Here is a 26,560-nt window from a genome sequence, read left to right as displayed (position 1 = left end):
TCCCGGTGGCCGACGGGGCGTGAGGTGGGCCGGTCAGACGGTGGCGGACTGGGCATGCAGGCCGGCGGCGGCCGCGCCGGTGTCGGGATCGCCGTAGCCGCCGTCGACCAGCACCGGTCGGCGGCCGGCGCGGGCGAGCATCGAGGCGGCGATCGAGGCGCGGTAGCCCGAGCCGCAGTAGACCCACACGTCGCCGTCGGGGACCTCGTCCATCCGGTCGGCCAGGTCGTGGATCGGGATGTGCAGCGAGCCTCGGACCCCGCCACCGGCGCGCTCGTCTTCGCGGCGGGCGTCGAGCACGACCAGCGTCGGGTCCTCGGCCTGCGCAGCGGCCAGGCCGGCGAAGTCGCTGACCGGGTGAGTGGCCAGTTCTCGGCCGTAGGCCAGCGCCTGGGGGCTGCCGATCGCAGCACCCGCGAGCCGGTCGATGCCGATGCGGACCAGCTCGCGGCGGGCGTCGGCGACCTGCTCCTCGGTCTCCCCGATCACGGTGATCGGTGCACCCCACGGGATGAGCCAGCCGACGTAGGTGACGAAGTTGGCGATCGCCAGCTCGAAGTTCAGCGCCCCCGGCAGGTGGCCGGCGGCGAACGCGGTGCGGCTGCGCAGGTCGATCACCCACTCGCCGGCCGCCAGCCGGTCGGCGAGCTCGGCCGGGTCGACCGGCCGCGGCATCGACAGGTCCACCGGCGCCGGTCCGGCGGCGTTGCCCGGCCCCATGTGGGCGTACCAGGCCGGGATGGCGGTGAGGCCGGCGACGAGCTGATCGACGAACGTCTGCTCGTCCTGGGTGAGCGCCGGGTTGACCCGGGCCTGCTCGCCCACGGTCGAGGACTCGCCGCTGGTCGGGGTGGCCGCGCAGAACGAGCCGAAGCCGTGGCTGGGGAACACCGGGGTGCCGGCGGGCAGCTCGTCGACCAGGCGGCGGACCGAGTGGTACTGGGCGTGGGTCAGCTCGTCGGTGTGCTCGGGGCCGACCAGGTCGGTGCGGCCGGTCGCGCCGAAGAGCATCGAGCCGCCGGTGAACACCGCCTGCACCGCGCCGTCGGCGTCCGCGAGCACGTAGCTGACGTGGTGGTGGGTGTGCCCGGGGGTGTGCAGCACCCGCAGCCGCATCGGGCCGGCGGTGAGCACGTCGCCGTCGGCGACCGAGGTCCGCTCGAAAGCCACGGTGTCCCCGGCCGGGACGGCGTAGTCGGCCCCGACTGTTCGCGCCAGCTCCAGCCCGCCACTCAGGTAGTCGTTGTGGAGATGACTCTCGGCCACGAGAGCGATGTCGACGTTCCGCTTCTCGGCCAGGGCGAGCACCCGGTCGATGTCGCGCTGCGGGTCGATGACCACGCCGACGCCGTCGGCGCTGACCAGGTAGCTGCGGTCGCCGAGGCCAGTGGTCTCGATGATGTCGATCTGCACGAATGGTCTCCTGGATACGGTACCGGGCAGGGGTATCTGAACGGGAAATGTGGGGCGTTTCAGCGGGTGCTGACGGGCCGGCCCTCGGCAGTCCAGGCGGTCATGCCGCCGGCGAGGTCCGCGACGTCGTAGCCCTGGGCGGCCAGGAACGCCGCGGCTTGCGAGCTGCGGCCGCCGCTGCGGCAGACGGTGATGACCGGTCGGCGTCGGTCGAGCTCGAAGACGCGGGCGGTCAGCTGGCCCAGTGGGATGCGGGTGCTGCCGGCGATGCGCCCCTCGGTGACCTCGTCGGCTTCGCGGACGTCGAGCAGGACGGCCTCGGTGCGGTCGGCGGCCTGGGCGGGTGTGAGCTGGGGGATCTGCGGGTTCACGGCGTGCTCCGGATGTCGGTGGGTCAGGCCAGGCTGAGGAAGAGTCGCTCGAGCTCGCGCAGGTCGACCTCGCGGGTCTCGCCGTCCTCGTTGATCGAGCAGTAGCGCATCCCGGTGGAGATGACCGCGAACCCCGCCTTGCTGAGCGCCTTCGAGGCGGCAGCCAGCTGCGTGACCACGGCCGAGCAGTCACGGCCGTCCTCGATCATCTTCACGATGCCGCCGATCTGCCCCTCGATCCGGCGGAGGCGCTTGACGACGTCGGCGAGCTCGCCCTGGGGGATGTCCATGCACCCATCATGCATACCCCCGGGGGTATAGGCAACCCGGTGGTCCGTGAGGGCCGGCACAGTCGCTGCCCGCGGGCCGTTCGCCCGGGCCTACCCCGTCCTGTTCGCGACGGCCCTGCCCATGCGCGTCAACGCCTCGGTCAGCACGGCGGGGGAGGTGGCGAAGTTGATGCGCACGTGCCCGGCGCCCCCGGTGCCGAAGACGTGGCCCGAGCTCAGCGCCACCCGGGCGTGGTCCAGGAAGAACCGGGCCGGCCCCTCGAGGTCGCTGACGACGGCGGGGCCGCGGCTGGGCGGCTCGGGCGGGAGGCCCAACGGTCGGCAGTCCAGCCAGGCCAGGTAGGTCCCCTCCGGAATGCGCAGCGTCGTCGTCGGCAGGTGCTCGGCCACCAGCTGCTGCAGCAGCCGCCGGTTCTCGTCCAGGGCGGCGAGCAGCGCGTCCAGCCATCCGCCCCCCTCGCGGAAGGCCGTGGTGTGCGCGATGACGCCGAGGTGGCTGGCCCCGTGGCCCACCTCCTCGGGCAGGCGGGCCAGATCCCCGGCCGCCTCCGGCCCGGCTATCACCACGGCCGCCTTGAGACCGGCGAGGTTCCACGCCTTGGATGCCGACACCAGGGCGAAGCCGTCGTCGGAGACGCTGAGGTAGGGCACGAAGCGGGCGCCGGGGAGGACCAGCGGTGCGTGGATCTCGTCGGAGACGACGCGCACGCCGTGCCGCCGGGCGAGTGCGGCGACCGCCTCCAGCTCGGTGCGGGTGTGCACGGCGCCGGTCGGGTTGTGCGGGTTGCTCAGCAGGAACGCCGGACGCGTGCAGCGGGCGCGGGCTCCCGCGAAGGCGGCCTCCAGGGTCTCGAGGTCCAGGCGGCCGTCCGCATCCAGCGGGGCTTCGGCGACCGCGCGGCCCGCGCTCTCGACGAAGGCGTAGAAGGGTGCGTACACCGGCGGGGTCACCACCACGACGTCGCCGGGGTCGGTGACCAGGCGGAGGACCTCGACGACGCCCATCATCACGTCCGGTACGACGGCCGTGCGTGCCGGATCGACGCCGGTCCAGCCCCACCGGTCGGCCGCGAAGGCGGCGATCGCCTCCGGGTACTCCTGGCCCGCGTGGTAGCCGGTGTCGCCGGTCTCGACCGCGCGGTGCAGCACCTCCCGGACGGGGGGTGCGAGCCGGACGTCCATCTCGGCCACCCACAGCGGCAGCACGTCGGCCGGGTGGGTGCGCCACTTGCTGCTCGTCCTGCGGCGCAGGTCCTCGAGGGTGACCTGCAGGAACGGGTTGGCCGGTTGCTCCTCGCCCGCGGGGCGGGATGCGTCGGCGGTCATGGGGGCTCCGATCGGTGCTGCCGGTGGGCCGGGGCCAGGACAGCATCGACCAGCCCCGGCGGAGCCCGCTCGGCGAGCGGATCCGGCACGCACCCGCGGGGGTGATCCGGATTGCCCGGAGCTGTGGAACGCTATGGGCGTGTCGGGCGTTGACCCGACCGAGTGGAGTGCGCGATCAGGCTCCACGACCGACGAGTCACCTCGAGGAGATGACGATGGCCAGTAGGAACCCGGCGTTCAGCCGTGGGTTCGGCAACGCGGGCCCCGGCCAGCAGTACGCCGGTTGGGGCAACCAGCCCCAGTACGGGGCCCCGCAGTACGGCGCCCCGGCGCCGCAGCAGGACCCGTACGCCGCGCCGTCCCCGTACGGGACGAGCGAGGCCACGCGCTACATGACGATGGACGACGTCGTCCAGAAGACCGGCCTGGCCTTCCTGGTCACCGTCGTCTCGGCGGCGGTCACCTGGGCGGTGCTGCCGCAGGGGCTGGCGTGGGGCCTGGCCATCCCGGCCGTGCTCGTCGCGCTGGTGCTCGGCCTGGTGATCGCCTTCAAGCAGATCGCCAACCCGGTCGCCACGCTCACCTACGGCGGTCTGTACGGCATCGCCCTGGGGGCGATCAGCGAGGCGTTCAACGACCTCTACCCCGGCATCGTGGTGCAGGCGCTGATCGGCACCTTCGGCGTCTTCGCCGGCATGCTGGTCATCTACAAGACCGGTGCCATCCGGGTCACCCCGAAGCTCACCCGCTGGATCGTCGGCGCCCTCATCGGTGTCCTGGTCCTGGTGGTCGTGAACCTGGTCGCCGGCTTCTTCATCGAGGGCGGCCTGGGCCTGCGTGACGGTGGCCCGCTGGCCATCATCTTCAGCCTCGTCGTGATCGGTGTGGCGGCGTTCTCGCTGCTGCTCGACTTCGACATGGCCGACGAGGCCATCCGCCGCGGCGCCCCGGCGAAGTTAGCCTGGTACGTCGCCTTCGGCCTGCTGATCACGGTCATCTGGCTGTACCTCGAGATCCTGCGCCTGCTCTCCTACTTCCAGGACGAGTGAGCCGGTGCCCCGCCGCCGCAGGGCGGCGGGGCGCACACACGACAGCGGCCCGGTCCCCGTGAGGGGGCCGGGCCGCTGTCGTGTGCGCTGCCTCCCGCCGCGATCATGGCGTCGGGACCAGGTTCCCGGGGGCCGGGGTGGTCACCGCGCCGTGATCGCGGCGGAGGGGGCTACCTCAGGAGAGGCGCTCGAGCACCATCGCCATGCCCATGCCGCCACCGACGCACATGGTCTCCAGCCCGAACGTCTTGTCCTTGGTCTGGAGCCCGTTGATCAGCGTCCCGGTGATGCGGGCGCCGGTGCTGCCGAACGGGTGCCCGACGGCGATGGCACCACCGTGCACGTTCAGCTTCTCGATCGGGATGTCCAGGTCGCGGTAGCTCGGGATGACCTGTGCGGCGAACGCCTCGTTGATCTCGACGAGGTCGATGTCGTCGATGGTCATGCCGGCCCGCTGCAGGGCCAGGCGCGAGGCGTCGACCGGGCCGTAGCCCATGATCTCCGGCGAGAGCCCGGTGACCGCGGTGGAGACCACGCGGGCCAGCGGGGTGAGGCCGAGCTCGCGGGCCTTGGTGTCGCTCATGACCACCACGGCCGAGGCGCCGTCGTTGAGCGGGCAGGCGTTGCCCGCGGTGACCCGGCCGTCGGGGCGGAACACCGGCTTGAGGCCGGAGATGCCCTCGAGGGTGGTGCCCGGCCGCGGGCCGTCGTCCTTGCTGACGACGGTGCCGTCGGGGAGCGTGATCGGGACGATCTCGCGCTCCCAGAAGCCGTTGTTGATCGACTCCTCGGCGAGGTTCTGGCTGCGGACGGCGAACTCGTCCATCTCCTGGCGGGTGACGCCCTTGAGCAGCGCCAGGTTCTCCGCCGTCTGCCCCATGGCGATGTAGACGTCCGGGACGTCGCCGTTCTCCCGCGGGTCGGTCCACGAGTCGGCGCCGCTCTCGGCCACCTTGGCCACCCGGGCCTCGGCGTCGGCGAACACCGGGTTCTTGGTGTCGGGGATCGCGTCGCTGTTGCCCTTCACGAACCGGGACACCGTCTCGACACCGGCCGAGATGAAGACGTCGCCCTCGCCGGCCTTGATGGCGTGCATGGCCATGCGGGTGGTCTGCAGCGAGGAGGAGCAGTAGCGGGTGATGGTGGTGCCGGGCAGGTGGTCCATGCCGAGCAGAACGCTCACGACGCGACCCATGTTGAAGCCCTGCTCGCCGCCGGGGAGGCCGCAGCCCAGCATCAGGTCGTCGATGTCGCGCGGGTCGAGGGCGGGCACCTTGTCGAGCGCGGCCCGGATGACCGCGGCGGCGAGGTCGTCGGGCCGCATGTCCTTGAGCGACCCCTTGAACGCGCGCCCGATCGGCGAGCGCGCGGTCGAGACGATGACGGCTTCTGGCATGGTTCCTCCACGGTGAGGGCGGTCCGGGCGCAGTTCGCCGGACGTCGGTCATCTCGGAAACTACCCCCGCGCCGCGGCCGGATGGACGGGCCGCAGGTCAGGAGGACGCGGGTGTGGCGGGGGTCACCCCGAGCGGCCGGCGAGCGGGCTGCCCGCGTCGTCCCCGGCGTGCTCGGCCTCCTCGGGCGTGGGCATCTCCGTCGGCCGGCGCCGGCGCAGCAGCGCCCACGGGCCCCACGGGCCGGTCTCCGAGCCGCCCACCTCGGCCGGCTGGACCTCGGTCCCGGGACGGTTGACGGCCCGGGCTGCCGCCCGGGCGACGGGACGCGCGGTGTCGCGGCGCAGCGTGCGCAGCCCGCGGTCGGCCCTGGCCGGCCAGACGCCGAGGGCGTCGGCCACCGAGGGGAGCAGCACCGCCGCCGCCGCGGCGTAGCCGGCGGCGCTGGGGTGGAACTCGTCGGCGCTGAACATGCCGGCGTCGGAGGCGAACGCCGGGCCCAGCAGCGAGCCGAGGGAGACCGTACGGCCCCCGGCCTCGACGACGGCGATCGTCTGCGCCGCGGCCATCTGCCGGCTCCACCGCCGGGCCAGCGTGCGCAGCGGCTGGGCGATCGGGCGGATGGTGCCCAGATCGGGGCAGGTGCCGACGACGACCTCGCAGCCGGCCGCGGTGAGCCGGCGGACCGCGTCGGTGAGGTGACCGACGGAGACCGACGTCGCCGTCCGCGCCGTCACGTCGTTGGCGCCGATCATGATGACCGCGACCGTGGGGTGCTCGGCCAGCGCGCGGTCGACCTGCTCGTCGAGGTCGGCGGCGCGGGCGCCGGAGCGGGCCAGGCGCACCAGCCGGACGGGGCGCTCGGCGAGCTCGGCCAACCCGGCGGCGACCAGCACGCCGGGGGTCTCCGCGGCGCGCTGCACACCCAGGCCGACGGCGCTGGAGTCGCCCAGGACCGTCAGCACGATCGGCGTGCCGCCGCCCCGGCCGTAGACGCCGTCCCCCGACGGCGGGTCCTGCTTGAGGTTGCGGGCCTCGACCTTGCGGCGGGCCGACCGCGCCTCCTCGCGGAGCAGGGCGACCAGGGCGGCTCCGGCCAGACCGACGCCGCCGCCGCCGTAGACGGCACTCGTGGCCAGCCGTCGGGCCGTGTCCGTCCGGGTCATGGTCCCTCCGTCCCTGCTCGGTGCCTGCGTCGTCGGGGCACCACCGACGTTATCGGCCCCCTACGGTGCAACCTGTGCCCCCATCCCTCCCTGGTGTGACCGCGTCCCCCGGCTCCGAGGAGCGGACGCGGCAGATCGTCGACGTCCTCGTCGAGGCCTTCGGCGACCTCATGGATGCCGACGCCGAGGCCTTCCGCACCAAGTTCCGCAAGATGGCCGCCGACCCGTTCGCCTTCTACCGGGGCAGTGCGCCCCTGTTCTACGCGGACATGGCGACGGCCGAGGACCGCTGGTGTGACGAGAAGACGGCCCGGGTGTGGATCCACGGTGACCTGCACGCCGAGAACTTCGGCACCTACATGGACGCCAACGGCCGCATCGTCTTCGACGTGAACGACTTCGACGAGGCCTACCTGGGGCACGTCAGCTGGGACCTGCGCCGCTTCGTCGCCAGCTTCGCCCTCATGGCGTGGCGGAAGGCGTTCTCCGACGAGGTGATCGGCGAGCTCCTCACCGTCTACCTGCACGCCTGGCTGGACCAGGTGGCGGCCTTCACCCGCTCGGACGCCGACCGGGAGTTCGCGCTGGTCGCCGGCAACACCGGCGGCGCGGTGCGGGACCTGATCCGCCGGACGGCGACCCGCACCCGGCTGGGCCTGCTGCAGCGGATGACCGTGGTCGAGGACCACGAGCGCCGCTTCGCCGAGTCCTCGCGCAACCGGCGCCTGGGCGACGCCGAGCGGGAGGAGGTGCTCGCGGCGCTGGAGCGGTACAAGGCGACGCTCCCACCCCGGCCGTGGCGACGGGAGGTCGCCTACGACGTCAAGGACCTCATCGGCACCGGCGGCTTCGGGATCGGCAGCGCGGGGCTGCCGGCCTACAACGTGCTGCTGGAGGGGTACGACCAGGCGCTGGAGAACGACGTCGTCCTGTCGGTGAAGCAGGGCAACGTGCCGGCCCCGAGCCGCGTCGTCGACGACCCGGAGATCCGCGGGTACTTCGAGCACGAGGGCCACCGGACGGCGGTGAGCCGCCGCGCGCTGCAGTCGCACGCCTCCCAGTTCCTGGGCTACACCGACATCCGCGGCACCGGGTTCGTCGTCGCGGAGCTCTCGCCCTACGAGCTGGACCTGGAGTGGGAGGACCTCACCGAGCCCGCCGACATCCGCCCGGTGCTGGAGCAGCTCGGGCGGGCGACGGCGAAGCTGCACTGCGTGGGCGACGCCGACAGCGACCACACCCTCGTCCCGTTCCAGACGGAGGAGGCCATCACCGCCATGCTCGGCGGCCGCCGCGAGGAGTTCGTGGCCGACCTGGTCGCGTTCGCGCACGACTACGCGCACCGGACGCAGGAGGACCACCGGCTGTTCGTCAACGCCTTCCGGGCCGGGCGCATCCCGGGGATCAGCTCCAGCGGCTGACGCCGATCCCCGGGGGCCTCAGCGGACGCGTCGTCCCCGCCGGGTGCGCAGGTAGTCGGCCACGACGTACTCGCCCAGCCGGTCCGCGTCCGGCTCGAACACCCGCCCCCCGGCCCGCTGGGTCAGGTCGTGCACGAAGTGGACCAGCCCCGGGTCGGGGTCGAGGGCGAAGACGTTCACCGTGGCCCCCGACCGGGCGACGCGCTCCACCTCGGCGACGGTGCGGGCGATCGTCTCGGGCATCGGCGGCCAGCAGAAGAACGGCGTCCCGTCGTCCTCCAGGTGGGCGGTCGGCTCGCCGTCGGTGACCACCAGGACCACCGGCTCGGCGTCCCGGTGCCGGGCGAGGAACCGCCGCGCCAGCATGAGCCCGTGCTGCAGGTTGGTGCCCTGCAGGGTGTCGACGGAGAGCTCCGCGAGCGTCTCGGGCCGCAGCACCTGCGCGGTGGAGGAGAAGCCGATGATCTCGATGGCGTCCTGCGGGAACCGGGTGGTCACCAGCGAGTGCAGCGCCATCGCCGTCGACTTCGCCGCACCCCACGTGCCGCGCAGCGCCATGGAGTAGGAGAGGTCGACCAGCAGGGCGACCGCGGCGCCGGTCCGCCGCTCGGTCTCCACCACCTCGAAGTCCTCGACGGCGATGCGGACCCGGCGCTCGCCGCCGGGGCGGGGGACGCCCGCCGTCCGCAGCACGGCGTTGCGGACCGTGCGGACGACGTCCAGCGGCTGCTCGTCGCCGAAGCGCCAGTCCCGCGAGGCGCCGGTGAGCTCCCCGGCCGCCCCGGCGTCGGCGACGTCGTGCTCCCCGCGGCCGGTGGCGTCGAGCTTCGCGAACACCCGGCGCAGCGCGGTGGCGCCCAGCCGGCGGACCGCCTTCGGCGAGAGCTCCAGCGTGCCGCCGGACCGGTTGAGGTAGCCCTGCCGCTCCAGCTCCCGCTCCAGCTGGCGCATCGCGGCCAGGTCGTCGGCCGCCGAGCGGCCCAGCGCGCGCTCCAGCAGCTCCTCGTCGACGTCGGCCAGCGACGCCCCGGCGTACCCCTGCGAGAGCTGGTTGGACAGCGCCTCCAGGTCCGCCAGCTCCGCGACGGCGGTGGTGGCGTCGCCCATCCCGAGCGACTGCTCGCCGTCGGGCACCTGGCCGCGCTGGCCCCATGGCAGGTCGGGGCGGGCCTGGCGCAGCGCGTCGGAGAGGTGGGCCATCTCGCTGGCCAGACCCATGTCCTCCATCGTCTGGGCCATGAGGCCGGCGAGCTCGGCCCGCTGCTCGGGGGAGAGGCCGGCCATCATCCGCTGCTGCGCGGCGGCCCGGCGGGCCAGCGAGTCGATCAGCTCCTCGACCGACTCCGGGTTCTCGGGGAAGAACTGGCCGTGCTTCTCCATGAAGTCGGCGAACTGCTGGTCGGTGTCCTCGCCGCGGTTGTGCGCGTCGACCAGCCGGGAGAGGTCGGCGACCATGTCCTTGACCGCCTGCATGTCCTGCTCGGTGGCGTTCTCCAGCGCCTGCTTCATCGACGCGAAGGAGCTGTCGAGCACCTCGCGGCGGAGCAGGTCCTGGATCTGCTCGTAGGCCTGCCGGCCCTCCTCCGAGCGCCAGTCGTAGTCCTTGAGCGCGCGGACGGCGCCGGCGGTGTCCTCGGGCAGCGCGTCGAGCTCGGCCTCCTTGAGCCGGGCCATGTCGTCCGGGTCGGGGAACAGCTCCCGCCGCTCGGCCTGCACGGCGCGGTCGAGCAGCTCCCGCACCTCCTGCAGCGTGCCGTCCATCCGGCCGGCCGTGCGGGCCTGCCGGAGCCGGTCGCGCACCTGCCGGCGCAGTTCGTCGAGGCCGCGCCGGCCCTGGGTGCCGCGGCGCAGCAGCTCCCGCAGCGCCTCCCGGACGCCGCTGCCGTCGAGCACCGAGTCGCCGATCTCGTCGACGGCGTCGCCGAGGTCGTAGGGCGGGGCCAGCGGGTCGGGGCCGCCCCGCCACTCGCCGTACCGGTAGCCGCGGGGGCGGCGCGTGCCCACCTCAGGCCCCGTACACGGTGCGGCCGCCGTCGGTGTCCTTCGCCAGCCGGCGGGTCAGGTGCAGCCCCTCCAGGGCGAACTCCACGGCGGCCGCGGCCTGCTCGGCGGACTGGTCGCCCTCGGGAACCCCCAGCCGGCCGAGCAGCTCGGCCAGGCGCGGCACGGTCCCCAGCTGCCCCAGCAGGGCCGGGGCCGGGACGAGGTCGCCGGACTCGACGGTCTCCCCGCCGGTGAAGTGCTGCTGCAGGCCGGTGAGGTCCAGGCCCGCGCACCGCGCGCGGAAGGTCTGCGCGGTGGCCTGGCGCAGCAGGTGCTCGAGGATCTCCAGCTCGCGGTCGTCGTCCGGGTCGCTGCCCGCGTCGGCGAACTCGACCTTGCCGCGGCTGGCCGGGACGACGCTCGGCAGGTCGACGACCCGCGCCACCGGCCGGGTCTCCCCGGCGACGGCGGCCCGGCGGACGGCGGAGGCCGCGACCGTCTCCAGCCCGGCGATGGCGAAGCGCGCGCTGACGCCGGAGCGCTGGTCGACGTGGCTGGACTCGCGGACCAGCCGGGTGAACCGCGCGACGATCTCGACCAGGTGCGCCGGGACGACGGGCCGGGCGAGGTGGTCCGCGCCGAACGCCGTCGGCCAGCTGACCTCGGCCTCCTGCTCGAGCAGCCGGATCTCGTCGGCGAGCTCGACCGGGTAGTGGGTGCGGACCTCGGCGCCGAAGCGGTCCTTCAGCGGGGTGATGATCCGGCCGCGGTTCGTGTAGTCCTCGGGGTTGGCGCTGGCGACGAGCAGCAGGTCCAGCGGCAGCCGGACGCGGTAGCCGCGGATCTGGATGTCGCGCTCCTCCAGCACGTTGAGCAGCGCGACCTGGATGCGCTCGGCGAGGTCGGGCAGCTCGTTGACGCTGAAGATGCCGCGGTTGGTGCGGGGGACGAGGCCGTAGTGCACGGTCTCGGGGTCTCCCAGCGTGCGGCCCTCGGCGACCTTGATCGGGTCGACGTCGCCGATGAGGTCGCCGACGCTGGTGTCCGGCGTCGCCAGCTTCTCGCCGAACCGCTCGCTGCGGTGCAGCCAGCCGACCGGGGTGGCGTCACCGTGCTCGGCGATCTGCCGGTGCGCCCACACGCTGATCGGGTGCAGCGGGTGCTCGTTCAGCTCGCTGCCGACCAGCACCGGGGTCCACTCGTCGAGCAGGCCCACGAGCGTGCGGATCAGCCGGGTCTTGCCCTGGCCTCGCTCACCCAGCAGGACGAGGTCGTGCCCGGCGATGAGGGCCCGCTCCACCTCGGGCAGGACGGTGTCCTCGAAGCCGACCATTCCGGGCAGGGAGGGCTCGCCGGCGGCCAGGCGGGCGAGCAGGTTGGCGCGGATCTCGGCCTTGACGGGACGGGCGGTGACGCCGGTCGCCCGGAGCTCGCCGAGGGTCGTGGGTGCGGGGGAGGGGGATGCCGGTGCGGGGGTGTCCGTCACCTCAGCCACGGTACGACGACTGCGCACCTTGTCGTCCTCCGGACGACACCGCGATCAATTTCCGTTCCCCTGCTGCGCTGAGCCGTTTCGTCGTGCCTGCGCGGACCCCTCCGGGGCCCACTCGGCGCGACACCGCGGCCAGTTGCCGTCCCGACTTTCGCGGAGCCGCTCCGTCGCACCTCCGCGGCCCACTCGCCGTGACCTCGCCGAGTCCTGGCACTGCGATGATCTCGCCCATGTCGGTTCCCCTGGTCACCGCTGCCGACGTCGCGGCGGCGGCGGAGTTGCTCGCCGGCGTCGTCCGCCGCACCCCGCTGGAGCACTCGCGCGGCCTGGCCGACCTGGTGGGCGGCCCCGTCTGGCTGAAGTGCGAGAACCTCCAGCGCACCGGCTCGTTCAAGATCCGGGGCGCCTACACCCGGATCGCTCGGCTCACCGACGAGGAGCGGGCCCGCGGCGTCGTCGCCGCCAGCGCGGGCAACCACGCCCAGGGGGTGGCGCTGGCCGCCCGGCTGCTCGGCGCGCGGGCGACGGTGTACATGCCCGAGAGCGCGCCGCTGCCCAAGGTGGCGGCCACCCGCGCCTACGGCGCCCACATCGAGATGCTCGGGCAGTCGCTGGCCGAGCCGCTGCTCGCCGCCGCCCAGCACGCCGAGCGCACCGGCGCGGTCTTCATCCACCCCTTCGACCACCCGGACGTGATCGCCGGGCAGGGCACCGTCGGGCTCGAGGTCCTCGAGGAGTGCCCCGAGGCCGCGACCGTGCTGGTCTGCGCCGGCGGCGGCGGGCTGGTCTCCGGCGTCGCGGCCGTGGTCAAGGAGCGCCGCCCCGACGTCCGGGTGGTGGCCGTGCAGGCCGAGGAGGCCGCCGCCTTCCCGGGCTCGCTGGCCGCCGGCCGGCCGGTCGCGCTGGAGAGCATGTCCACGATGGCCGACGGGATCGCCGTCCCCCGCCCCACCGACCTGACCTTCGCCCACGTCCAGGGCCTGGTCGACGAGGTCTGCACGGTCAGCGAGGAGGACCTGTCGCGGGCCCTGCTGTTCTGCCTGGAGCGCGCGAAGATGGTCGTCGAGCCGGCCGGGGTGGCCGCGGTGGCCGCGGTGCTGGCCGACCCGCGGGCCTTCGAGCCGCCGCTGGTCGCCGTCGTCTCCGGCGGCAACATCGACCCGGTGCTGCTGCTCAAGGTCGTGCAGCACGGCATGGCGGCGGCCGGCCGGTACCTCTCGCTGCGGCTGCGCGTCCCCGACCGCCCGGGTTCGCTGGCCGCCGTCCTGGCCGAGCTCGCGGCGGCCGGCGCCAACGTGCAGGAGGTCGAGCACGAGCGGACCTCGACGCGGCTGGGCATCGGCGAGGTGGAGGTCTTCGTCGTCGTCGAGACCCGCGGGCCGGTGCACGCCGGCGAGGTGATCGCGGCCCTGCGCGGGGCCGGGTACGCCGTCACGCCGGAGTAGTCGCGGACCGATGAGTCCGCCGGGCGCCTCCGGTCCTACTCCTGACCTCGCACCGCGCGGGGCGCGCGAGCGAGGAGGAGCACGGGTGTGCATGCCATCGGGAAAACCGGTCGAGATCTGTCGGTGGGCGGGCCTAGCGTCCGCGCCATGACCGACGCGATCGTCGTCGAGGGGCTGGTCAAGCGCTTCGGCGCCACCACCGCGCTCGACGGAGTGGACCTGACCGTCGCCGAGGGGTCGGTGCTCGGGCTGCTCGGCCCGAACGGCGCGGGGAAGACGACGGTGGTGCGCATCCTGACCACGCTCCTCACCGCCGACGCGGGGCGGGCGGAGGTGGTGGGGCTCGACGTCGCGAGCGAGGCGGACCGGGTGCGGGCGGCGATCGGGCTGACCGGCCAGTACGCGGCGGTCGACGAGTACCTCACCGGCTTCGAGAACCTGGAGATGGTCGGGCGGCTGTACCGGCTCGGCAAGGCCGAGGCGCGCAAGCGGGCCGGTGAGCTGCTGGAGCGCTTCGACCTCTCGGGCGCGGCCAACCGTCCGGCGAAGACCTACTCCGGCGGCATGCGCCGCCGGCTGGACATCGCGGCCTCCCTGATCAACCGCCCGCCGGTGCTGTTCCTCGACGAGCCGACCACCGGTCTCGACCCGCGCAGCCGGCTGGCCATGTGGGAGTTCATCGCCGAGCTCGCCGACGGCGGGACGACGATCCTGCTCACCACGCAATACCTCGAGGAGGCCGACCGGCTGGCCGACCGGATGGTGGTGATCGACCACGGCCGGGTCATCGCCCGCGGCACCGCCGACGAGCTCAAGGCGCAGGTCGGCGGCCAGCGGCTGGAGTTCACCGTGACCGACGCCGCCGTGCTGCCCGGCATGGTGGAGCGGCTGCGCCCCCTCGCCGTCGACGCCCCGGTCGTCGACGTGCAGGCCCGGCGGCTCTCGCTGCCGGTCAGCGGCGGCGCGGAGGTCCTCGCCGAGGCGCTGCGCCGGTTGGACGGCGGCACCGCCGAGATCTTCGACGTCGGCCTGCGCCGGCCCGACCTGGACGACGTCTTCCTGGCCCTGACCGGGCGGGTCGCCGACGACGGCGGCGAGTCCGGCGAGGAAGCAGGAGCGCCCGCGGACGCGATCGTGGGGAGTGACCGATGAGCTCGCTGTCCGTCGCCGTCGAGGACGGCCTGACGATCACCCGCCGCAACCTGGTCAAGGTCCGGCGGGTCCCGGAACTGATCGTCTTCGCCACGCTGTCGCCGATCATGTTCGTGCTGCTGTTCCGCTACGTGTTCGGCAGCGCCATCCCCATCGAGGGCATCAGCTACGCCGAGTTCCTGCTGCCCGGGATCTTCGCGCAGACCATCGTCTTCGGGAGCACGATCACCGGCGCAAGCCTGGCCGAGGACCTGCAGAAGGGGCTGATCGACCGGTTCCGGTCCCTGCCGATGGCGCCGTCCGCGGTGCTGGTCGGCCGCACCGTCGCCGACCTCGCGCTCAACGCGCTGTCCATCGTCGTCATGGGCGTCACGGGGCTGGTCGTGGGGTGGCGGATCCGGTCGTCGATCGGCGAGGCGCTGGCCGGGTTCGCGCTGCTGCTGCTGTTCGCCTACGCCATGAGCTGGCTGATGGCGACCGTCGGCTTGCTGGTTCGGACCCCGGAGGTGGTGCAGCAGGCCAGCTTCATCGTGATCTTCCCGCTCACCTTCATCGCCAACACCTTCGTCCCGACGAACAACTTCCCGACGGTGCTGAAGTGGATCGCCGACTGGAACCCGGTGTCGGCGGTCGTGCAGGCGGCACGGGAGCTGTTCGGCAACACGGCGCCGGTGCTGGAGGCATCCGGTGCCTGGTCGCTGCAGCACCCTGTGCTCTACACGCTCATCTGGTCGGCGGTCCTGCTCGCTGCGTTCATCCCGATATCGGTCAGCATCTACAAGCGGACCGCCAGCCGCTGAGGAACCGGGTCCGCGGCCACCCGACGGCGGCACGCACGCGGTCGCCCCGGCGGCGGGACGGGGCGGGGGTGGAGACTGGCGACCGATGAGCGCCGAGCCCACCCCCGCCCTGTCCACCGACAACCCGCTCGCCGCGCCGTCGGAGCTGCCGTTCCGGCTGCCGCCCTTCGCCGACCTGACCCTCGAGCACTGCCGGGAGGCGCTGCTGGCGGGGATGGCCGAGCAGCGCCGGGAGGTGGCGGCGCTGCTGGCCTCGGCCGAGGAGCCGACCTTCGAGAACACCGTCGTGACCCTGGAGCGCTCCGGGGCGCTGCTGGACCGCGCCTGGTCGGTGTTCGGCAACCTCTCCTCCTCGGTCGCGACGCCCCGGCTGCGGGAGATCGAGCGGGAGATCGCCCCGCTCGCCGCTGCCCACGACGACGCGCTCCGGCTGGATCCGGCGCTCTTCGCCCGCATCGACGCCGTGCACGGCGCGCGGGAGACCGCCGGCCTCGATGCGGAGTCGGTGCGGCTCGTGGAGCGGTACCACCTCGACTTCGTGCTCGCCGGTGCCCGCCTGGACGAGGCGGGCCGGGCGCGGCTCGGGGAGCTCAACCAGCAGCTCTCCGGGCTGTCGACGACGTTCGGGCAGAACCTGCAGCTGGCCACCGAGGCGGCGGCGGTGCGGGTGGCGGACGCCGCCGAGCTCGACGGGCTGAGCGAGGAGGAGGTCGCCGCCGCGGCGCGTGCGGCCACCGATCGCGGCCTCGACGGCTACCTGCTGACCCTCGTGCTGCCGACCGGGCAGCCGGTACTGGCCAAGCTGCGGAACCGGGAGCTGCGGCGCCGGGTGTTCGAGGCCTCGGTCGGCCGGGCGTCGGCGGGCGAGCACGACAACCGGCCGGTCGCCGAGCGCATCGCCCGGCTGCGCGCCGAGCGGGCCCGGCTGCTCGGCTTCGACACCCACGCCGACCTGGTGCTCGCCGACTCCACCGCGCGCACCACCGCGGCGGTCGACGGGATGCTCGCCTCCATGGTCCCGGCGTCGGTGGCCAACGCCGGGGCCGAGGCCGAGGTGCTGCGCGAGCTGGCCGGTCGTGACGGGGTCGAGCTCGCCGCCTGGGACTGGGCGTTCTACAGCGAGCGGGTGCGCGCCGAGCGGTACGCCGTCGACACCACCGCGCTGCGGCCGTGGTTCGAGCTGGACCGGGTGCTGGTCGACGGCGTCTTCCGGGCGGCCGAGCTGCTGTACGGGTACCGGTTCAGCCCGCGGCCGGACCTCGCCGGCTACCACCCCGACGTCCGCGTCTGGGAGGTCAGTGACGCCGACGGCGCCGAGGTGGGGCTCTACCTGGGTGACTTCTTCGCCCGCGAGGGCAAGCGCGGCGGGGCGTGGATGAGCTCCTTCGTGCGCCAGTCGGGGCTGCTGGGCACCCGCCCGGTCGTCGTCAACAACCTCAACGTCACCCGGGCGCCGGCCGGCCGCCCGACGCTGCTGACCCTGGACGAGGTCAACACGCTCTTCCACGAGTTCGGCCACGCCCTGCACGGGTTGAGCTCGGCCGTCACCTACCCGCGCTTCGCCGGCACCGCGGTGCCGCGGGACTTCGTCGAGTTCCCCAGCCAGGTCAACGAGATGTGGGCGCTCTGGCCCGAGGTGCTCGCCCACTACGCCAGGCACGTCGACACCGGCGAGCCGCTGCCGGCGTCCGTCGTCGAGGCGATCGACGCCGCCCGGCTGTGGGGCGAGGGCTTCGCGACCCTCGAGTACCTGGCCGCCACCCTCCTGGACCAGGCCTGGCACCGCCTCACCCCGGAGACCGAGGTGGGTGATCCGGTCGAGTTCGAGCAGGCTGCCCTGGCGGCGGCCGGCGTCGCATCAGAGCTCGTGCCCCCGCGCTACCGGACCACCTACTTCCAGCACGTCTTCGCCGGCGGCTACTCGGCCGGCTACTACTCCTACATCTGGTCGGAGGTCCTCGACGCCGACACGGTCGAGTGGTTCAAGGAGAACGGCGGCCTGCGCCGGGAGAACGGCGACGCCTTCCGGCAGCGGCTGCTCGCGGTCGGCGGCTCGGTGGACCCGCTGGACGCGTTCCGCGCCGTCCGGGGCCGGGACGCCGACCCGGCGCCACTGCTGCGCCGGCGCGGGCTGGCCCCGGTGGGCTGATCGCTGTGCGGGGGACGGCGGCGCGCCCGGCGCCGTCGTCCACGACGTCGTGCCGGGCCGTGGTCTGCGCCAGACTGCTGCCGCCGGGGCCCCGGCCCGTCCCTGGAGGTACCCGATGGAGCTCTTCCCGCCGATCCCCTACGCCGGGTGGTCGGACACCCTGGCGACGGTGCACCGGTTCGCCCAGGTGGTCGGCCGGGTCCGGCTGCTGGCGAGCCCGCGGCGCAACCACTGGTGGCACGTCCCTTTCCACCTCGCCGGCCGCGGGATCACGACGCGGCCGATGGGGCTCGACCCGACCTTCACCGTCGACCTCGACCTGCTCGACCACCGCGTCGACGTCACCACGGTCGAGGGGCGGCGGGCATCCTTCGGCATGGCCGGGCGCTCGGTGGCGTCCTTCCACCGGGAGCTGCAGGACGCCCTCGCCGCCGTCGGGGTGCGCGGCGTCGACATCGCCGAGGCCCGTCCGTTCGACCTGCCGGACTCCGACCGGCCCTTCGCCCAGGACACCGAGCACGCGAGCTACGACCCGGCCGCCGTGACCCGGTACTGGCAGGTCCTCGGCCAGGTGAACCTCGTCCTCGAGGAGTTCGCCGGCCGGTTCTCCGGCAAGACCAGCCCGGTGCACCACTTCTGGCACACGTTCGACATCGCCGTCACCCGGTTCTCCGACCGCGTCGTCACACCGGCCGACGGCACCGACCCGGTCACCCGGGAGGCGTACTCCCGCGAGGTGGTCAGCTCCGGGTTCTGGTTCGGCGACCCGACCTTCCCGGAGCCGGCGTTCTACTCCTACACCGCGCCCGAGCCCGCCGGGCTGGCCGAGGCCGAGCTGCCCGGGACCGCCTACTGGCTCGAGCGCAACGGCAGCCACCTGGCCGTGCTGCCCTACGCCGCCGCGCGCTCGGCCGACGACCCGAAGGCGGCGGTGCTGGCGTTCCTCGAGGCGGCGTACCGGGCCGGCGCGACCCGCGCGGGGTGGGACGTCGAGGGCCTCGCCTGCCGGAACGGGATCACCGACCCCCTCCTCGCCGGCTGAACGCTCACAGCCAGGGCAGCGAGAGGACCAGGTCCAGGTCGTCGGGGGCCGCGCCGTCGCGCACGAGCCGGTTGGGCTGGCGGTGGCCGCACGCCGTGCAGCGGTGCACCACCTGCCAGCCCTTGCCCGACTTCTCCACCAGCCCGATGGGCTCCATGGGCTGCCGGCACTCGCTCGCCCGGTCGCCGGGCAGGTCGTCGACGTGCAGCGACCACAGGCAGTACGGGCAGTGGTTGCGGTAGTGCCCGTCGGTGTTGGCCGGCACCGGCGCGCTGCAGTGCACGCACGGGAAGCCGGTGTTCTCCGCCCGCCGGGAGCGGGCGCGCGGCGTGCTCACCGGTCGGTCAGGGGACGAACGGCTCGACCGCGACGACCTCGACGGTGATGTCCTTGCCGTTCGGCGTCTGGTAGGTCACCGACGTGCCGGGGGCCGCGCCCATGATCGCCGAGCCCAGTGCCGACTCGGGGGAGTAGACGGTGAGCTCCGTGGTGCCGGCGATCTCCCGCGAGCCCAGCAGGAACTTCTCGGTGTCGTCGTCGCCGGCGAAGCGGATGGTGATGACCGTGCCCAGGGCGGCGTTCGTCGCCGTCTTCGGGGCGTCCCCGACGCGGGCCTTGCGCAGCAGGTCGGTGAGCTGGCGGATCCGGCCCTCCTGCTTGCCCTGCTCCTCCTTGGCGGCGTGGTAGCCGCCGTTCTCCTTGAGGTCGCCCTCCTCGCGGCGGGCGTTGATCTCGGCGGACATCGCCGGGCGGTTCGCCACCAGCTGGTCGAGCTCGGCCTTGAGCCGGTCGTGGGCCTCCTGGGTCAGCCAGATGCCCTGGTCCTGCTCGTCAGTGGGGGTGGACACGTGAGGTACTCCTGAAAAACTCGGGAGGCCGCCCCCGTGTGGGAGCGGCCGCTGGTCGAACGGCCAAGCTAACACCGCGGCGCAGGCCGGTGCACCGCTGCGGCGGTCGTGGCTGGTGCGGAACGGTAACCGACCGGGGCGTGACGGACGACACGTTCCGCGCGGACGGGTGGCTGACCTGCGAGTCGTCGGCCACACCCGGGTGGGCGTCCGCCACCACCGCCGCCGGGCGAGGGACACTGTGCGCGTGACCGAACCCGACCAGTTGCGGCTGCTCGCCGTGCACGCCCACCCGGACGACGAGTCGAGCAAGGGCGCCGCCACGATGGCGAAGTACGTCGCCGAGGGCGTCCGCGTGATGGTGGCGACGGCCACCGGTGGCGAACGCGGCTCGGTGCTCAACCCGGCGATGGACCGGCCCGAGGTGTGGGAGCGGCTCCCGCAGATCCGGGTCGAGGAGATGGCGCGGGCCCGCGAGATCCTCGGGATCGAGCAGGAGTTCCTGGGCTTCGTCGACTCCGGGCTGCCCGAGGGCGACCCGCTGCCCCCGCTGCCCGAGGGCTGCTTCGCCCTCGTGCCGGTGGAGGAGGCCGCGGCCCCGCTGGTCGCGCTCATCCGGCGGTTCAAGCCGCAGGTGATGACCACCTACGACGAGCGCGGCGGCTACCCGCACCCCGACCACATCAAGACCCACGAGATCTCGGTGCACGCCTTCGAGGCCGCCGGTGACCCCGACCGCTACCCCGAGCTGGGCGAGCCCTGGCAGGTGAGCAAGCTCTACTACCACATGAGCTTCACCCTGCCGCGCACGAAGGCGTTGCACGAGGCCATCGTGGCGACCGGCTCGGAGTCGCCGTACGCCGAGTGGCTGGCGAAGTGGGACCCGGCACACGACATCTCCCACCGGGTCACCACCCGCGTCCCGTGCGGTGAGTACTTCCCGGTGCGCGACGCGGCGCTGATCGCGCACGCCACCCAGATCGACCCGCTGGGGCGCTGGTTCGCGTGCCCGGTGGAGACCCAGCAGCAGGTGTGGCCCACCGAGGACTACGAACTGGCCCGCTCGCTGGTCGACACGCCCACCCCGGAGGACGATCTGTTCGCCGGTATCCGCAGCGAGGTGACCGCCCGATGACCGCGATGACCCTGAGCGTGCTCGCCGCCGCCCAGCAGCAGGCTCCCCAGGACGTCGGCAAGGCCGGCCCGTTCGGTCTGCTGCTGCTGGTGCTGCTGCTGATCGCGTCGGCCCTGCTGGTGAAGTCGATGACCGGCCACCTCAAGCGCCTGCCGCGCAGCTTCGACGAGGCCGACCGCGTCGTCGTCCCCGACTCGCCCGCCGGGCTGGACGAGGACCGCGAGCCGGGGCAGGAGCTCCTGGACACGCTGCGCCGCGCGCCGCTGGCGATCGAGCCGCCCCGGCGCGAGGACGGCGACCGGCGCTGACCCGTCGGCCCGTCCGGGGTGGTGGAACGTGCACCCCGGACGGGCCGTTGACGCAGGATGTGACCCCCGCCCTGCGCCGGCTGCTCCTGGCGCCCCTCGCCGTCCTCGTCCTGGCCGGCTGCGCCGCTCCGGCGTCCCCCGGCACCGAGGTGCGCGCGGCGGAGGAGGTGTTCGTCGAGGCGCCGGTCGTGGTTCCCGACCCGTCCGGCACGTCGGCGACCCTGGAGGTGTCGACGACGCTCGACATGGCCTGCGCGGTGGTGTTCGGGCGTGACGAGTCGCTCGGCGACGGGATCGCCACGGACACCGACATGGGCGGTGGCGCCCACGCCGACCACCGGGCGGTCATGCGCGGCCTCGAGCCCGGCACCGAGTACTTCTACCGGGTCCAGGGCTCCGGCGCCGACGGCAACCTCTACCGCAGCGACCTGATGAGCTTCCGGACGCCGTCCGCGGAGGTCGCCGCCGCGCCCGGCGCGAACGCCGCGCTCGGCGCCGAGGTCGTCGACGTGAGCTCCGAGTTCTCCGAGGCCTTCGCCGCGGCCAACGCCGTCGACGGCGACCTCGCCACCGAGTGGTCCAGCGAGGGCGACGGCGACGACGCCTCCCTCACCCTGGACCTGGGACGGCCGGTCGACGTCGTGGGGCTGGCCCTGCGCAGTCGCTCGATGAGCGACGGCACCGCGGTCGTCGAGACGTTCACCGTCACCGTCGACGACGGGCGCACCTACGGGCCCTTCGAGGCCGGCACCGCCGTCGTCGTGAACGACACCGCCTTCACCGGGCAGGTCCTCCGGATCGACGCCGGGACGACCAGCGGGGGCAACACCGGTGCGGCGGAGATCGAGGTCTACGAGGCTCCCTGACCCGCACGCGCGGACGCCCCGGCCCCCGCGAGGGGGGCCGGGGCGTCCGGCGGGGCGGATCAGGCGTGCAGGTCGAAGCGGTCGAGCTCCATGACCTTCACCCACGCGGCGACGAAGTCCTGCACGAACTTCTCCTGCGCGTCGTCGGCCGAGTAGACCTCGACGATCCCGCGCAGGATCGAGTTCGAGTTGAATACCAGGTCGGCGGCGGTGGCGGTGCGCACCACGTTGCCGTCGGCGTCGAGACCTTCGTAGACGCCCTCGGTGTCGACCGACGTCCGCCACTGGATGCCCAGGTCGAGCAGGTTGCGGAAGAAGTCCTGCGACAGCACGCCCGGCCGGTCGGTGAAGACGCCGTGCCCGACGCCGCCGGTGGTGGCGCCGAGGACCCGGAGGCCACCGACGAGCAGGGTCATCTCCTTGGCGGTCAGCTCGAGCATGTACGCCCGGTCGACCAGGAGCGTCTCCGGCTGCAGCTTGCTGCCCGGTGCGATCCAGTTGCGGAAGCCGTCGGCCCGCGGCTCGAGCCAGCGGAAGTTGTCGACGTCCGTCTGCTCCTGCGAGGCGTCGGTGCGACCCGGGTGGAAGGGCACCGTCACCTGCACGCCGGCGTCCGCGGCGGCCTTCTCCACGGCGGCGCTGCCGCCGAGGACGATGAGGTCGGCGAGCGAGACCTTCCTGCCCGTCTGCTGCTCGAAGTCGGCCTTGACCTGCTCGAGCACCGGGAGGACGTCGCGGACGCCCTCGTTGACCGCCCAGCCGATCTGGGGCTCGAGCCGCAGCCGGGCGCCGTTGGCGCCGCCGCGCTTGTCCGTGCCCCGGTAGGAGGCGGCCGCGGACCAGGCGGTGTGCACCAGCTGCGACACGGTCAGCCCGGAGGAGAGCAGGCGCTGCTTGAGGTCGGCGATCTCGGCCTCACCCACCAGCTCGTGGTCGACCGCGGGCACCGGGTCCTGCCAGATGAGGTCCTCGGCGGGCACGTCAGGGCCGAGGTAGCGGGTCTTGGGGCCCAGGTCGCGGTGCAGCAGCTTGAACCAGGCGCGGGCGTACTGGTCGGCGAAGTACTCGGGGTCGCGGTAGAAGCGCTCCGAGATCTCGCGGAAGGCGGGGTCCTTGATGAGGGCGATGTCGGTGGTCGCCATCATCGGCGGGTTCTTCTTGCCCTCGATGTGCGCGTCGGGGACGAGCTCCTGCGCCTCGGGGTTCGACGGCTGCCACTGCTTGGCGCCCGCCGGGCTCTCGGTGAGCTCCCAGTCGTAGCTGAAGAGCATCTCGAAGTAGGTGTTGTCCCACGTGGTCGGCGTCGGGGTCCAGGCGCCCTCGAGACCGCTGGTGATGGTGTCGGCGCCCTTGCCGGTGCCGTGCTGGCTGATCCAGCCCAGGCCGTTGCCGTGCACCGGGCACCCCTCCGGCTCCGGGCCGATGAGCTCCGGGTTGCCGGCGCCGTGGGTCTTGCCGAACGTGTGGCCGCCGGCGATGAGCGCGACGGTCTCCTCGTCGGTCATGCCCATGCGGTTGAAGGTCACGCGGATGTCGTGCGCGGAGGCGACCGGGTCGGGCTGGCCCTTCGGCCCCTCCGGGTTGACGTAGATCAGCCCCATGGTGACGGCGGCGAGGTGGCCCTCGTCGAGGTCGAGGGGGGCGTTGTCGGCGTAGCGCTCGTCGCCCAGCCAGGTGTCCTCCGGGCCCCAGAAGACCTCCTGCGGCTGCCAGCTGTCCTCGCGGCCGAAGGCGAAGCCGAAGGTCTTCAGGCCCATGTCGTCGTGGGCCACGTTGCCGGCCAGGACCAGCAGGTCGGCCCAGGAGAGCTTTCGGCCGTACTTCTGCTTGATCGGCAGCAGCAGGCGGCGGGCCTTGTCCAAGTTGGCGTTGTCCGGCCAGCTGTTGAGCGGGGCGAACCGCTGCGCGCCCTGGCCGCCACCGCCGCGGCCGTCGGCGATGCGGTAGGTGCCGGCCGCGTGCCACGACATGCGGATGAACAGCGGCCCGTAGTGGCCCCAGTCCGCCGGCCACCAGTCCTGCGACGTGCGCATGACCTGGGCGACGTCGCGCTTGAGCTCCTCGACGTCGAGCGTGGCGAAGGCGGCCTGGTAGTCGAAGTCCTCGCCCAGCGGGTCGGAGTCCTTCGAGGGCTTGTTCAGCACCGACAGGTCGACCTGGTTGGGCCACCAGTCCCGGTTGCTCTGCGGACGGCGGTTGGTGACCTGCGTCGGCGAGGGGATCGCCGGGTTCTCGCTCTCGCTGGTGCTGTCGGTGACGACCTTGTTGGTCTCGTCCTTCACGGTGTGCCTTCCTGGGGGTGGGCGGAACGGGGAGCGGGTCGGGCGGTGGTGCAGGCGGGGCAGCGGCCCCAGAAGACGACCTCGGCCTCGTCGATGACGAAACCGGCGTCGTCGGACGGGGTCAGGCACGGGGCGGCGCCGACGGTGCAGTCGACGTCGACGATCGCGCCGCAGTCGCGGCAGACCAGGTGGTGGTGGTTGTCGCCCACGCGGGCCTCGTACCGGGCGAGCGACCCCTGCGGCTGGATCCGCCGCACGAGGCCGCTGTCGGTCAGGGCCCGCAGGACGTCGTAGACCGCCTGGTGCGAGACGGCCCCCAGCCGGGCGCGGGCCGCGGCGATCAGCGCGTCGGTGTCGAGGTGCGGGTGCGCGTGGACGGCGTCCAGGACCGCCAGCCGCGGACGGGTCACCCGCAGACCCACGGCCCGGAGGTCGTGCGCGAGTTCCACCGAGTCGGGCACCGGGTCATCCTGTCGGCTTTCCTTGATCCGATCCAGTCTTCCGGACGTGATCTCGGACGGGTGTCGACGGGGGCGCGCGGTGTCCGCTGACGGCGCAACGCGGGCCCTACCGGCGCACGACGACCCGACTTACCGTGTAACGGTGTAATCAACGCGCACCGGGAGGTCGCCATGCACGGACACCGTTTCGCCGACGCACCGCTGGGTCCCGGCTTCGGCCGTGGCCGGGGTCGCGGGCCCCGCGGGCGGGGCCAGGACGTCCCACCTCCGGTGGACCGGACGGAGGTCGCCGGCTGGTTCGCCGGACGGCTGCCCGACGACTGGTTCACCGGCCCCGTCGAGCTGACCGTGGACCGCGACGAGATCACCGTCGTCGGCACGCTGGAGGAGCCGGCGGCCGGGGAGGGTGACGCCGGCGCCGCCCGCGCAGGACGGATCGAGCGCTTCCGCGAGGAGACGCGGGGCCGCCGGATGGCGATCGCCGACGCCGCGCAGGAGCGCTACGGCCGCTCGGTCGCCTGGGGAGCGGTGTGCGGGGACACCCGGCAGCTGTTCACCCACGCGTCCGTGCCGGTCATGACCCGCCTCCGGCAGCCCGAGCGGCTGGTGCTCGACACGCTCGTCGACGCCGGGGTCGCCCGGTCGCGCTCGGAGGCGCTGGCGTGGGCGGTCCGCCTCGTGGGCCGGCACGCCGACGACTGGCTGACCGAGCTCCGCGACGCGATGGCCTCGGTCGAGGAGGTCCGCCGCCGGGGGCCCCAGTAGCTCGGGGACACTGGGCCCCGTGCCCGTCGACGCCCTGCCCGCAGCCACCGACGTCCTCGTGGTGGGAGCGGGCCCGGCCGGCTCCGCGGCCGCCGCCTGGGCGGCGCGGGCCGATCGTGACGTCGTCCTCGCGGACGCCGCCGTCTTCCCGCGGGACAAGACCTGCGGTGACGGGCTGACCCCGCGGGCGATCGCCGAGCTGGACCACCTGGGCCTGGGGATCTGGGCGCGGTCGAAGGCGCGCAACCGCGGCCTGCGGGCCGCCGGTTTCGGCCGGGAGTGGGAGCTGCCCTGGCCCGGGGGCGCGTTCCCCGACCACGGCAGCGCCGTGCCCCGCACCGAGCTGGACGCGCGCATCCGCCAGGTCGCGGTCGACGCCGGGGCCCTCCCGGTGGACGACGCCCGGGCCGTGGACGTCGAGCGCGACGGCGACCGGGTGCGCGCGGTGGTGCTCGAGGGCGCCGACGGCGAGACGCGGACGATCGGCTGCCGGCGGCTGGTCGTGGCCGACGGCGTCCGCTCGCCGCTGGGCCGGATGCTGGGCCGGGAGTGGCACCGCGACACCGCGTACGGGGTGGCGGCGCGCAGCTACGTGCGCTCCGGTCGCAGCGACGACGAGTGGATCAGCTCCCACCTGGAGCTGCGCGGCACCGAGGGGGAGCTGCTGTCGGGCTACGGGTGGGTCTTCCCCCTGGGCCGGGAGGCGGGCGAGGTCAACCTGGGCGTGGGCACGCTCGCGACCGCCCGCCGGCCCGCGGGGGTGCAGCTCAAGGCGCTGCTGGAGTTCTACGCGGAGTCGCGGCGCGCGGAGTGGCAGCTGGACGGGCCGGTCCGGGAGGTGACCTCCGCGCTGCTGCCCATGGGTGGTGCCGTGTCGGGTGTGGCCGGCCGGAACTGGGCGCTCGTGGGGGATGCGGCCGGCTGCGTGAACCCGCTCAACGGCGAGGGGATCGACTACGGGCTGGAGACCGGCCGGACGCTGGCGGGGCTGCTGGACGAGGACGACTGGGCATCGGCGTGGCCGGCGACCCTGCGCCGGCACTACGGCGAGGCGTTCTCCATCGCGCGGCGCCTGGCGGGGCTGCTCACCGTGCCGCGGTTCCTGCCCCTGGCGGGCCCGGTCGGCATGCGTTCGCGGCCGCTGATGACGGTGGCGCTGCGGGTCATGGGCAACCTCGTCACCGAGGATGACCGCGACATCGTCGCCCGCCTCTGGCGAACCGCAGGGAAGCTCTCCGTCCGCCTGGACGACCGCAAGCCCTTCTCCTGATCGCCCGGCCGAGCGGGGCCCGGAGGGCTCCCGAGGGCGGGTGAGGCTCGTCGGTCGTCAGGAGCGGGGGGCCGGAGGCTCCCCCCGAGTGGCGACGGGACGCGCTCAGTGCGACGGGGGAACGGCACGTGG

Annotated in this window: 24 protein-coding genes; 12 read left to right on the top strand and 12 right to left on the bottom strand. The window is 73.7% G+C overall.

Annotated elements, in window-relative coordinates; all coding sequences use genetic code 11:
- Positions 1–33: 33 nt before the first annotated feature.
- From ACI79P_RS02015 to ACI79P_RS02000, 4 genes are all read right to left on the bottom strand, one after another.
- Positions 34–1,413 carry an MBL fold metallo-hydrolase gene (locus ACI79P_RS02015; RefSeq protein ID WP_456579373.1) on the bottom strand — a complete coding sequence of 460 codons (1,380 nt, stop codon included), beginning with the start codon at positions 1,411–1,413 and terminating at the stop codon, positions 34–36.
- A gap of 59 nt (positions 1,414–1,472) precedes the next feature.
- Positions 1,473–1,784, bottom strand: coding sequence for a rhodanese-like domain-containing protein (locus tag ACI79P_RS02010; RefSeq protein WP_456579372.1), 312 nt, complete (start codon positions 1,782–1,784; stop codon positions 1,473–1,475).
- A 23-nt stretch (positions 1,785–1,807) separates the two neighbouring features.
- Positions 1,808–2,074 carry a metal-sensitive transcriptional regulator gene (locus ACI79P_RS02005; RefSeq protein ID WP_456579371.1) on the bottom strand — a complete coding sequence of 89 codons (267 nt, stop codon included), beginning with the start codon at positions 2,072–2,074 and terminating at the stop codon, positions 1,808–1,810.
- Positions 2,075–2,164: 90 nt separating this feature from the next.
- Positions 2,165–3,400, bottom strand: coding sequence for a MalY/PatB family protein (locus ACI79P_RS02000; protein WP_456579370.1), 1,236 nt, complete (start codon positions 3,398–3,400; stop codon positions 2,165–2,167).
- A 215-nt stretch (positions 3,401–3,615) separates the two neighbouring features.
- On the opposite strand from ACI79P_RS02000, the gene ACI79P_RS01995 reads away from it, so the two are divergent.
- The gene (locus ACI79P_RS01995) at positions 3,616–4,449 is read left to right on the top strand and encodes a Bax inhibitor-1/YccA family protein (RefSeq protein ID WP_456579369.1); all 834 of its coding nucleotides are present in this window, start codon (positions 3,616–3,618) and stop codon (positions 4,447–4,449) included.
- Positions 4,450–4,624: 175 nt separating this feature from the next.
- Here ACI79P_RS01995 and ACI79P_RS01990 read toward each other — a convergent pair whose 3' ends face one another.
- Together ACI79P_RS01990 and ACI79P_RS01985 are read right to left on the bottom strand one after the other, a co-directional pair.
- Positions 4,625–5,845 carry an acetyl-CoA C-acetyltransferase gene (locus ACI79P_RS01990; RefSeq protein ID WP_456579368.1) on the bottom strand — a complete coding sequence of 407 codons (1,221 nt, stop codon included), beginning with the start codon at positions 5,843–5,845 and terminating at the stop codon, positions 4,625–4,627.
- Positions 5,846–5,968: 123 nt separating this feature from the next.
- Positions 5,969–7,009 (bottom strand): SGNH/GDSL hydrolase family protein, encoded by a 1,041-nt coding sequence (locus tag ACI79P_RS01985; RefSeq protein WP_456579367.1) that lies wholly within the window; start codon positions 7,007–7,009, stop codon positions 5,969–5,971.
- Between the two features lie 20 nt (positions 7,010–7,029).
- On the opposite strand from ACI79P_RS01985, the gene ACI79P_RS01980 reads away from it, so the two are divergent.
- Positions 7,030–8,430 (top strand): DUF2252 domain-containing protein, encoded by a 1,401-nt coding sequence (locus ACI79P_RS01980; RefSeq protein ID WP_456579366.1) that lies wholly within the window; start codon positions 7,030–7,032, stop codon positions 8,428–8,430.
- Positions 8,431–8,448: 18 nt separating this feature from the next.
- Here the strand turns inward: ACI79P_RS01980 and ACI79P_RS01975 are convergent, their stop codons facing one another.
- Together ACI79P_RS01975 and ACI79P_RS01970 are read right to left on the bottom strand one after the other, a co-directional pair.
- On the bottom strand, positions 8,449–10,434 hold the full coding sequence (locus ACI79P_RS01975; RefSeq protein ID WP_456579365.1) for a VWA domain-containing protein: 1,986 nt from the start codon (positions 10,432–10,434) through the stop codon (positions 8,449–8,451).
- Between the two features lies 1 nt (position 10,435).
- On the bottom strand, positions 10,436–11,899 hold the full coding sequence (locus ACI79P_RS01970; RefSeq protein WP_456579364.1) for a sigma 54-interacting transcriptional regulator: 1,464 nt from the start codon (positions 11,897–11,899) through the stop codon (positions 10,436–10,438).
- Between the two features lie 236 nt (positions 11,900–12,135).
- Here ACI79P_RS01970 and ilvA point away from each other — a divergent pair, with 236 nt between their 5' ends.
- The 5 genes from ilvA to ACI79P_RS01945 all read left to right on the top strand — a co-directional run bounded on the left by ilvA (position 12,136) and on the right by ACI79P_RS01945 (position 18,493).
- Positions 12,136–13,350, top strand: a complete 1,215-nt coding sequence (gene ilvA / locus ACI79P_RS01965; protein ID WP_456579363.1) for a threonine ammonia-lyase — start codon at positions 12,136–12,138, stop codon at positions 13,348–13,350.
- Positions 13,351–13,497: 147 nt separating this feature from the next.
- Positions 13,498–14,502: an ATP-binding cassette domain-containing protein gene (locus ACI79P_RS01960; RefSeq protein WP_456579362.1), complete on the top strand. Its 1,005-nt coding sequence runs from the start codon at positions 13,498–13,500 to the stop codon at positions 14,500–14,502.
- Complete coding sequence (locus tag ACI79P_RS01955; RefSeq protein ID WP_456579361.1) at positions 14,499–15,302, top strand: ABC transporter permease; 804 nt, start codon at positions 14,499–14,501, stop codon at positions 15,300–15,302. Before ACI79P_RS01960 ends, ACI79P_RS01955 begins: the two co-directional genes overlap by 4 nt.
- Positions 15,303–15,387: 85 nt before the next feature.
- Entirely contained in the window at positions 15,388–17,451 is a 2,064-nt protein-coding gene (locus ACI79P_RS01950) for a M3 family metallopeptidase (RefSeq protein WP_456579360.1), read from the top strand.
- A 115-nt stretch (positions 17,452–17,566) separates the two neighbouring features.
- The gene (locus tag ACI79P_RS01945; protein WP_456579359.1) at positions 17,567–18,493 is read left to right on the top strand and encodes a DUF5996 family protein; all 927 of its coding nucleotides are present in this window, start codon (positions 17,567–17,569) and stop codon (positions 18,491–18,493) included.
- Between the two features lie 4 nt (positions 18,494–18,497).
- Here ACI79P_RS01945 and ACI79P_RS01940 read toward each other — a convergent pair whose 3' ends face one another.
- Positions 18,498–18,830 (bottom strand): RNHCP domain-containing protein, encoded by a 333-nt coding sequence (locus tag ACI79P_RS01940; protein WP_456579358.1) that lies wholly within the window; start codon positions 18,828–18,830, stop codon positions 18,498–18,500.
- 7 nt (positions 18,831–18,837) lie between these two features.
- Entirely contained in the window at positions 18,838–19,341 is a 504-nt protein-coding gene (gene greA, locus ACI79P_RS01935; protein WP_456579357.1) for a transcription elongation factor GreA, read from the bottom strand.
- Between the two features lie 247 nt (positions 19,342–19,588).
- Between greA and mca the strand changes: the two genes are divergently transcribed.
- Genes mca through ACI79P_RS01920 form a run of 3 tightly spaced genes read left to right on the top strand, consistent with a single transcriptional unit; the run spans position 19,589 to position 21,650 of the window.
- Positions 19,589–20,476: a mycothiol conjugate amidase Mca gene (gene mca / locus ACI79P_RS01930; RefSeq protein ID WP_456579356.1), complete on the top strand. Its 888-nt coding sequence runs from the start codon at positions 19,589–19,591 to the stop codon at positions 20,474–20,476.
- Entirely contained in the window at positions 20,473–20,784 is a 312-nt protein-coding gene (locus tag ACI79P_RS01925) for a hypothetical protein (protein WP_456579355.1), read from the top strand. Before mca ends, ACI79P_RS01925 begins: the two co-directional genes overlap by 4 nt.
- A 47-nt stretch (positions 20,785–20,831) precedes the next feature.
- Complete coding sequence (locus ACI79P_RS01920) at positions 20,832–21,650, top strand: discoidin domain-containing protein (RefSeq protein WP_456579354.1); 819 nt, start codon at positions 20,832–20,834, stop codon at positions 21,648–21,650.
- A 59-nt stretch (positions 21,651–21,709) separates the two neighbouring features.
- On the opposite strand, the gene katG is transcribed toward ACI79P_RS01920, so the two are convergent.
- Together katG and ACI79P_RS01910 are read right to left on the bottom strand one after the other, a co-directional pair.
- Positions 21,710–23,932, bottom strand: coding sequence for a catalase/peroxidase HPI (gene katG, locus ACI79P_RS01915; RefSeq protein ID WP_456579353.1), 2,223 nt, complete (start codon positions 23,930–23,932; stop codon positions 21,710–21,712).
- Positions 23,929–24,393, bottom strand: coding sequence for a Fur family transcriptional regulator (locus ACI79P_RS01910; protein ID WP_456579352.1), 465 nt, complete (start codon positions 24,391–24,393; stop codon positions 23,929–23,931). Before ACI79P_RS01910 ends, katG begins: the two co-directional genes overlap by 4 nt.
- A gap of 270 nt (positions 24,394–24,663) precedes the next feature.
- Between ACI79P_RS01910 and ACI79P_RS01905 the strand changes: the two genes are divergently transcribed.
- Entirely contained in the window at positions 24,664–25,158 is a 495-nt protein-coding gene (locus ACI79P_RS01905) for a hypothetical protein (protein WP_456579351.1), read from the top strand.
- Positions 25,159–25,177: 19 nt separating this feature from the next.
- Positions 25,178–26,428: a geranylgeranyl reductase family protein gene (locus ACI79P_RS01900; RefSeq protein ID WP_456579350.1), complete on the top strand. Its 1,251-nt coding sequence runs from the start codon at positions 25,178–25,180 to the stop codon at positions 26,426–26,428.
- Positions 26,429–26,560: the final 132 nt, after the last annotated feature.

The sequence above is a fragment of the Blastococcus sp. SYSU DS0510 genome (assembly GCF_054050835.1).
Note: the sequence above shows the minus strand (reverse complement) of the source record. Positions and strands in the feature narration are given on the sequence as shown.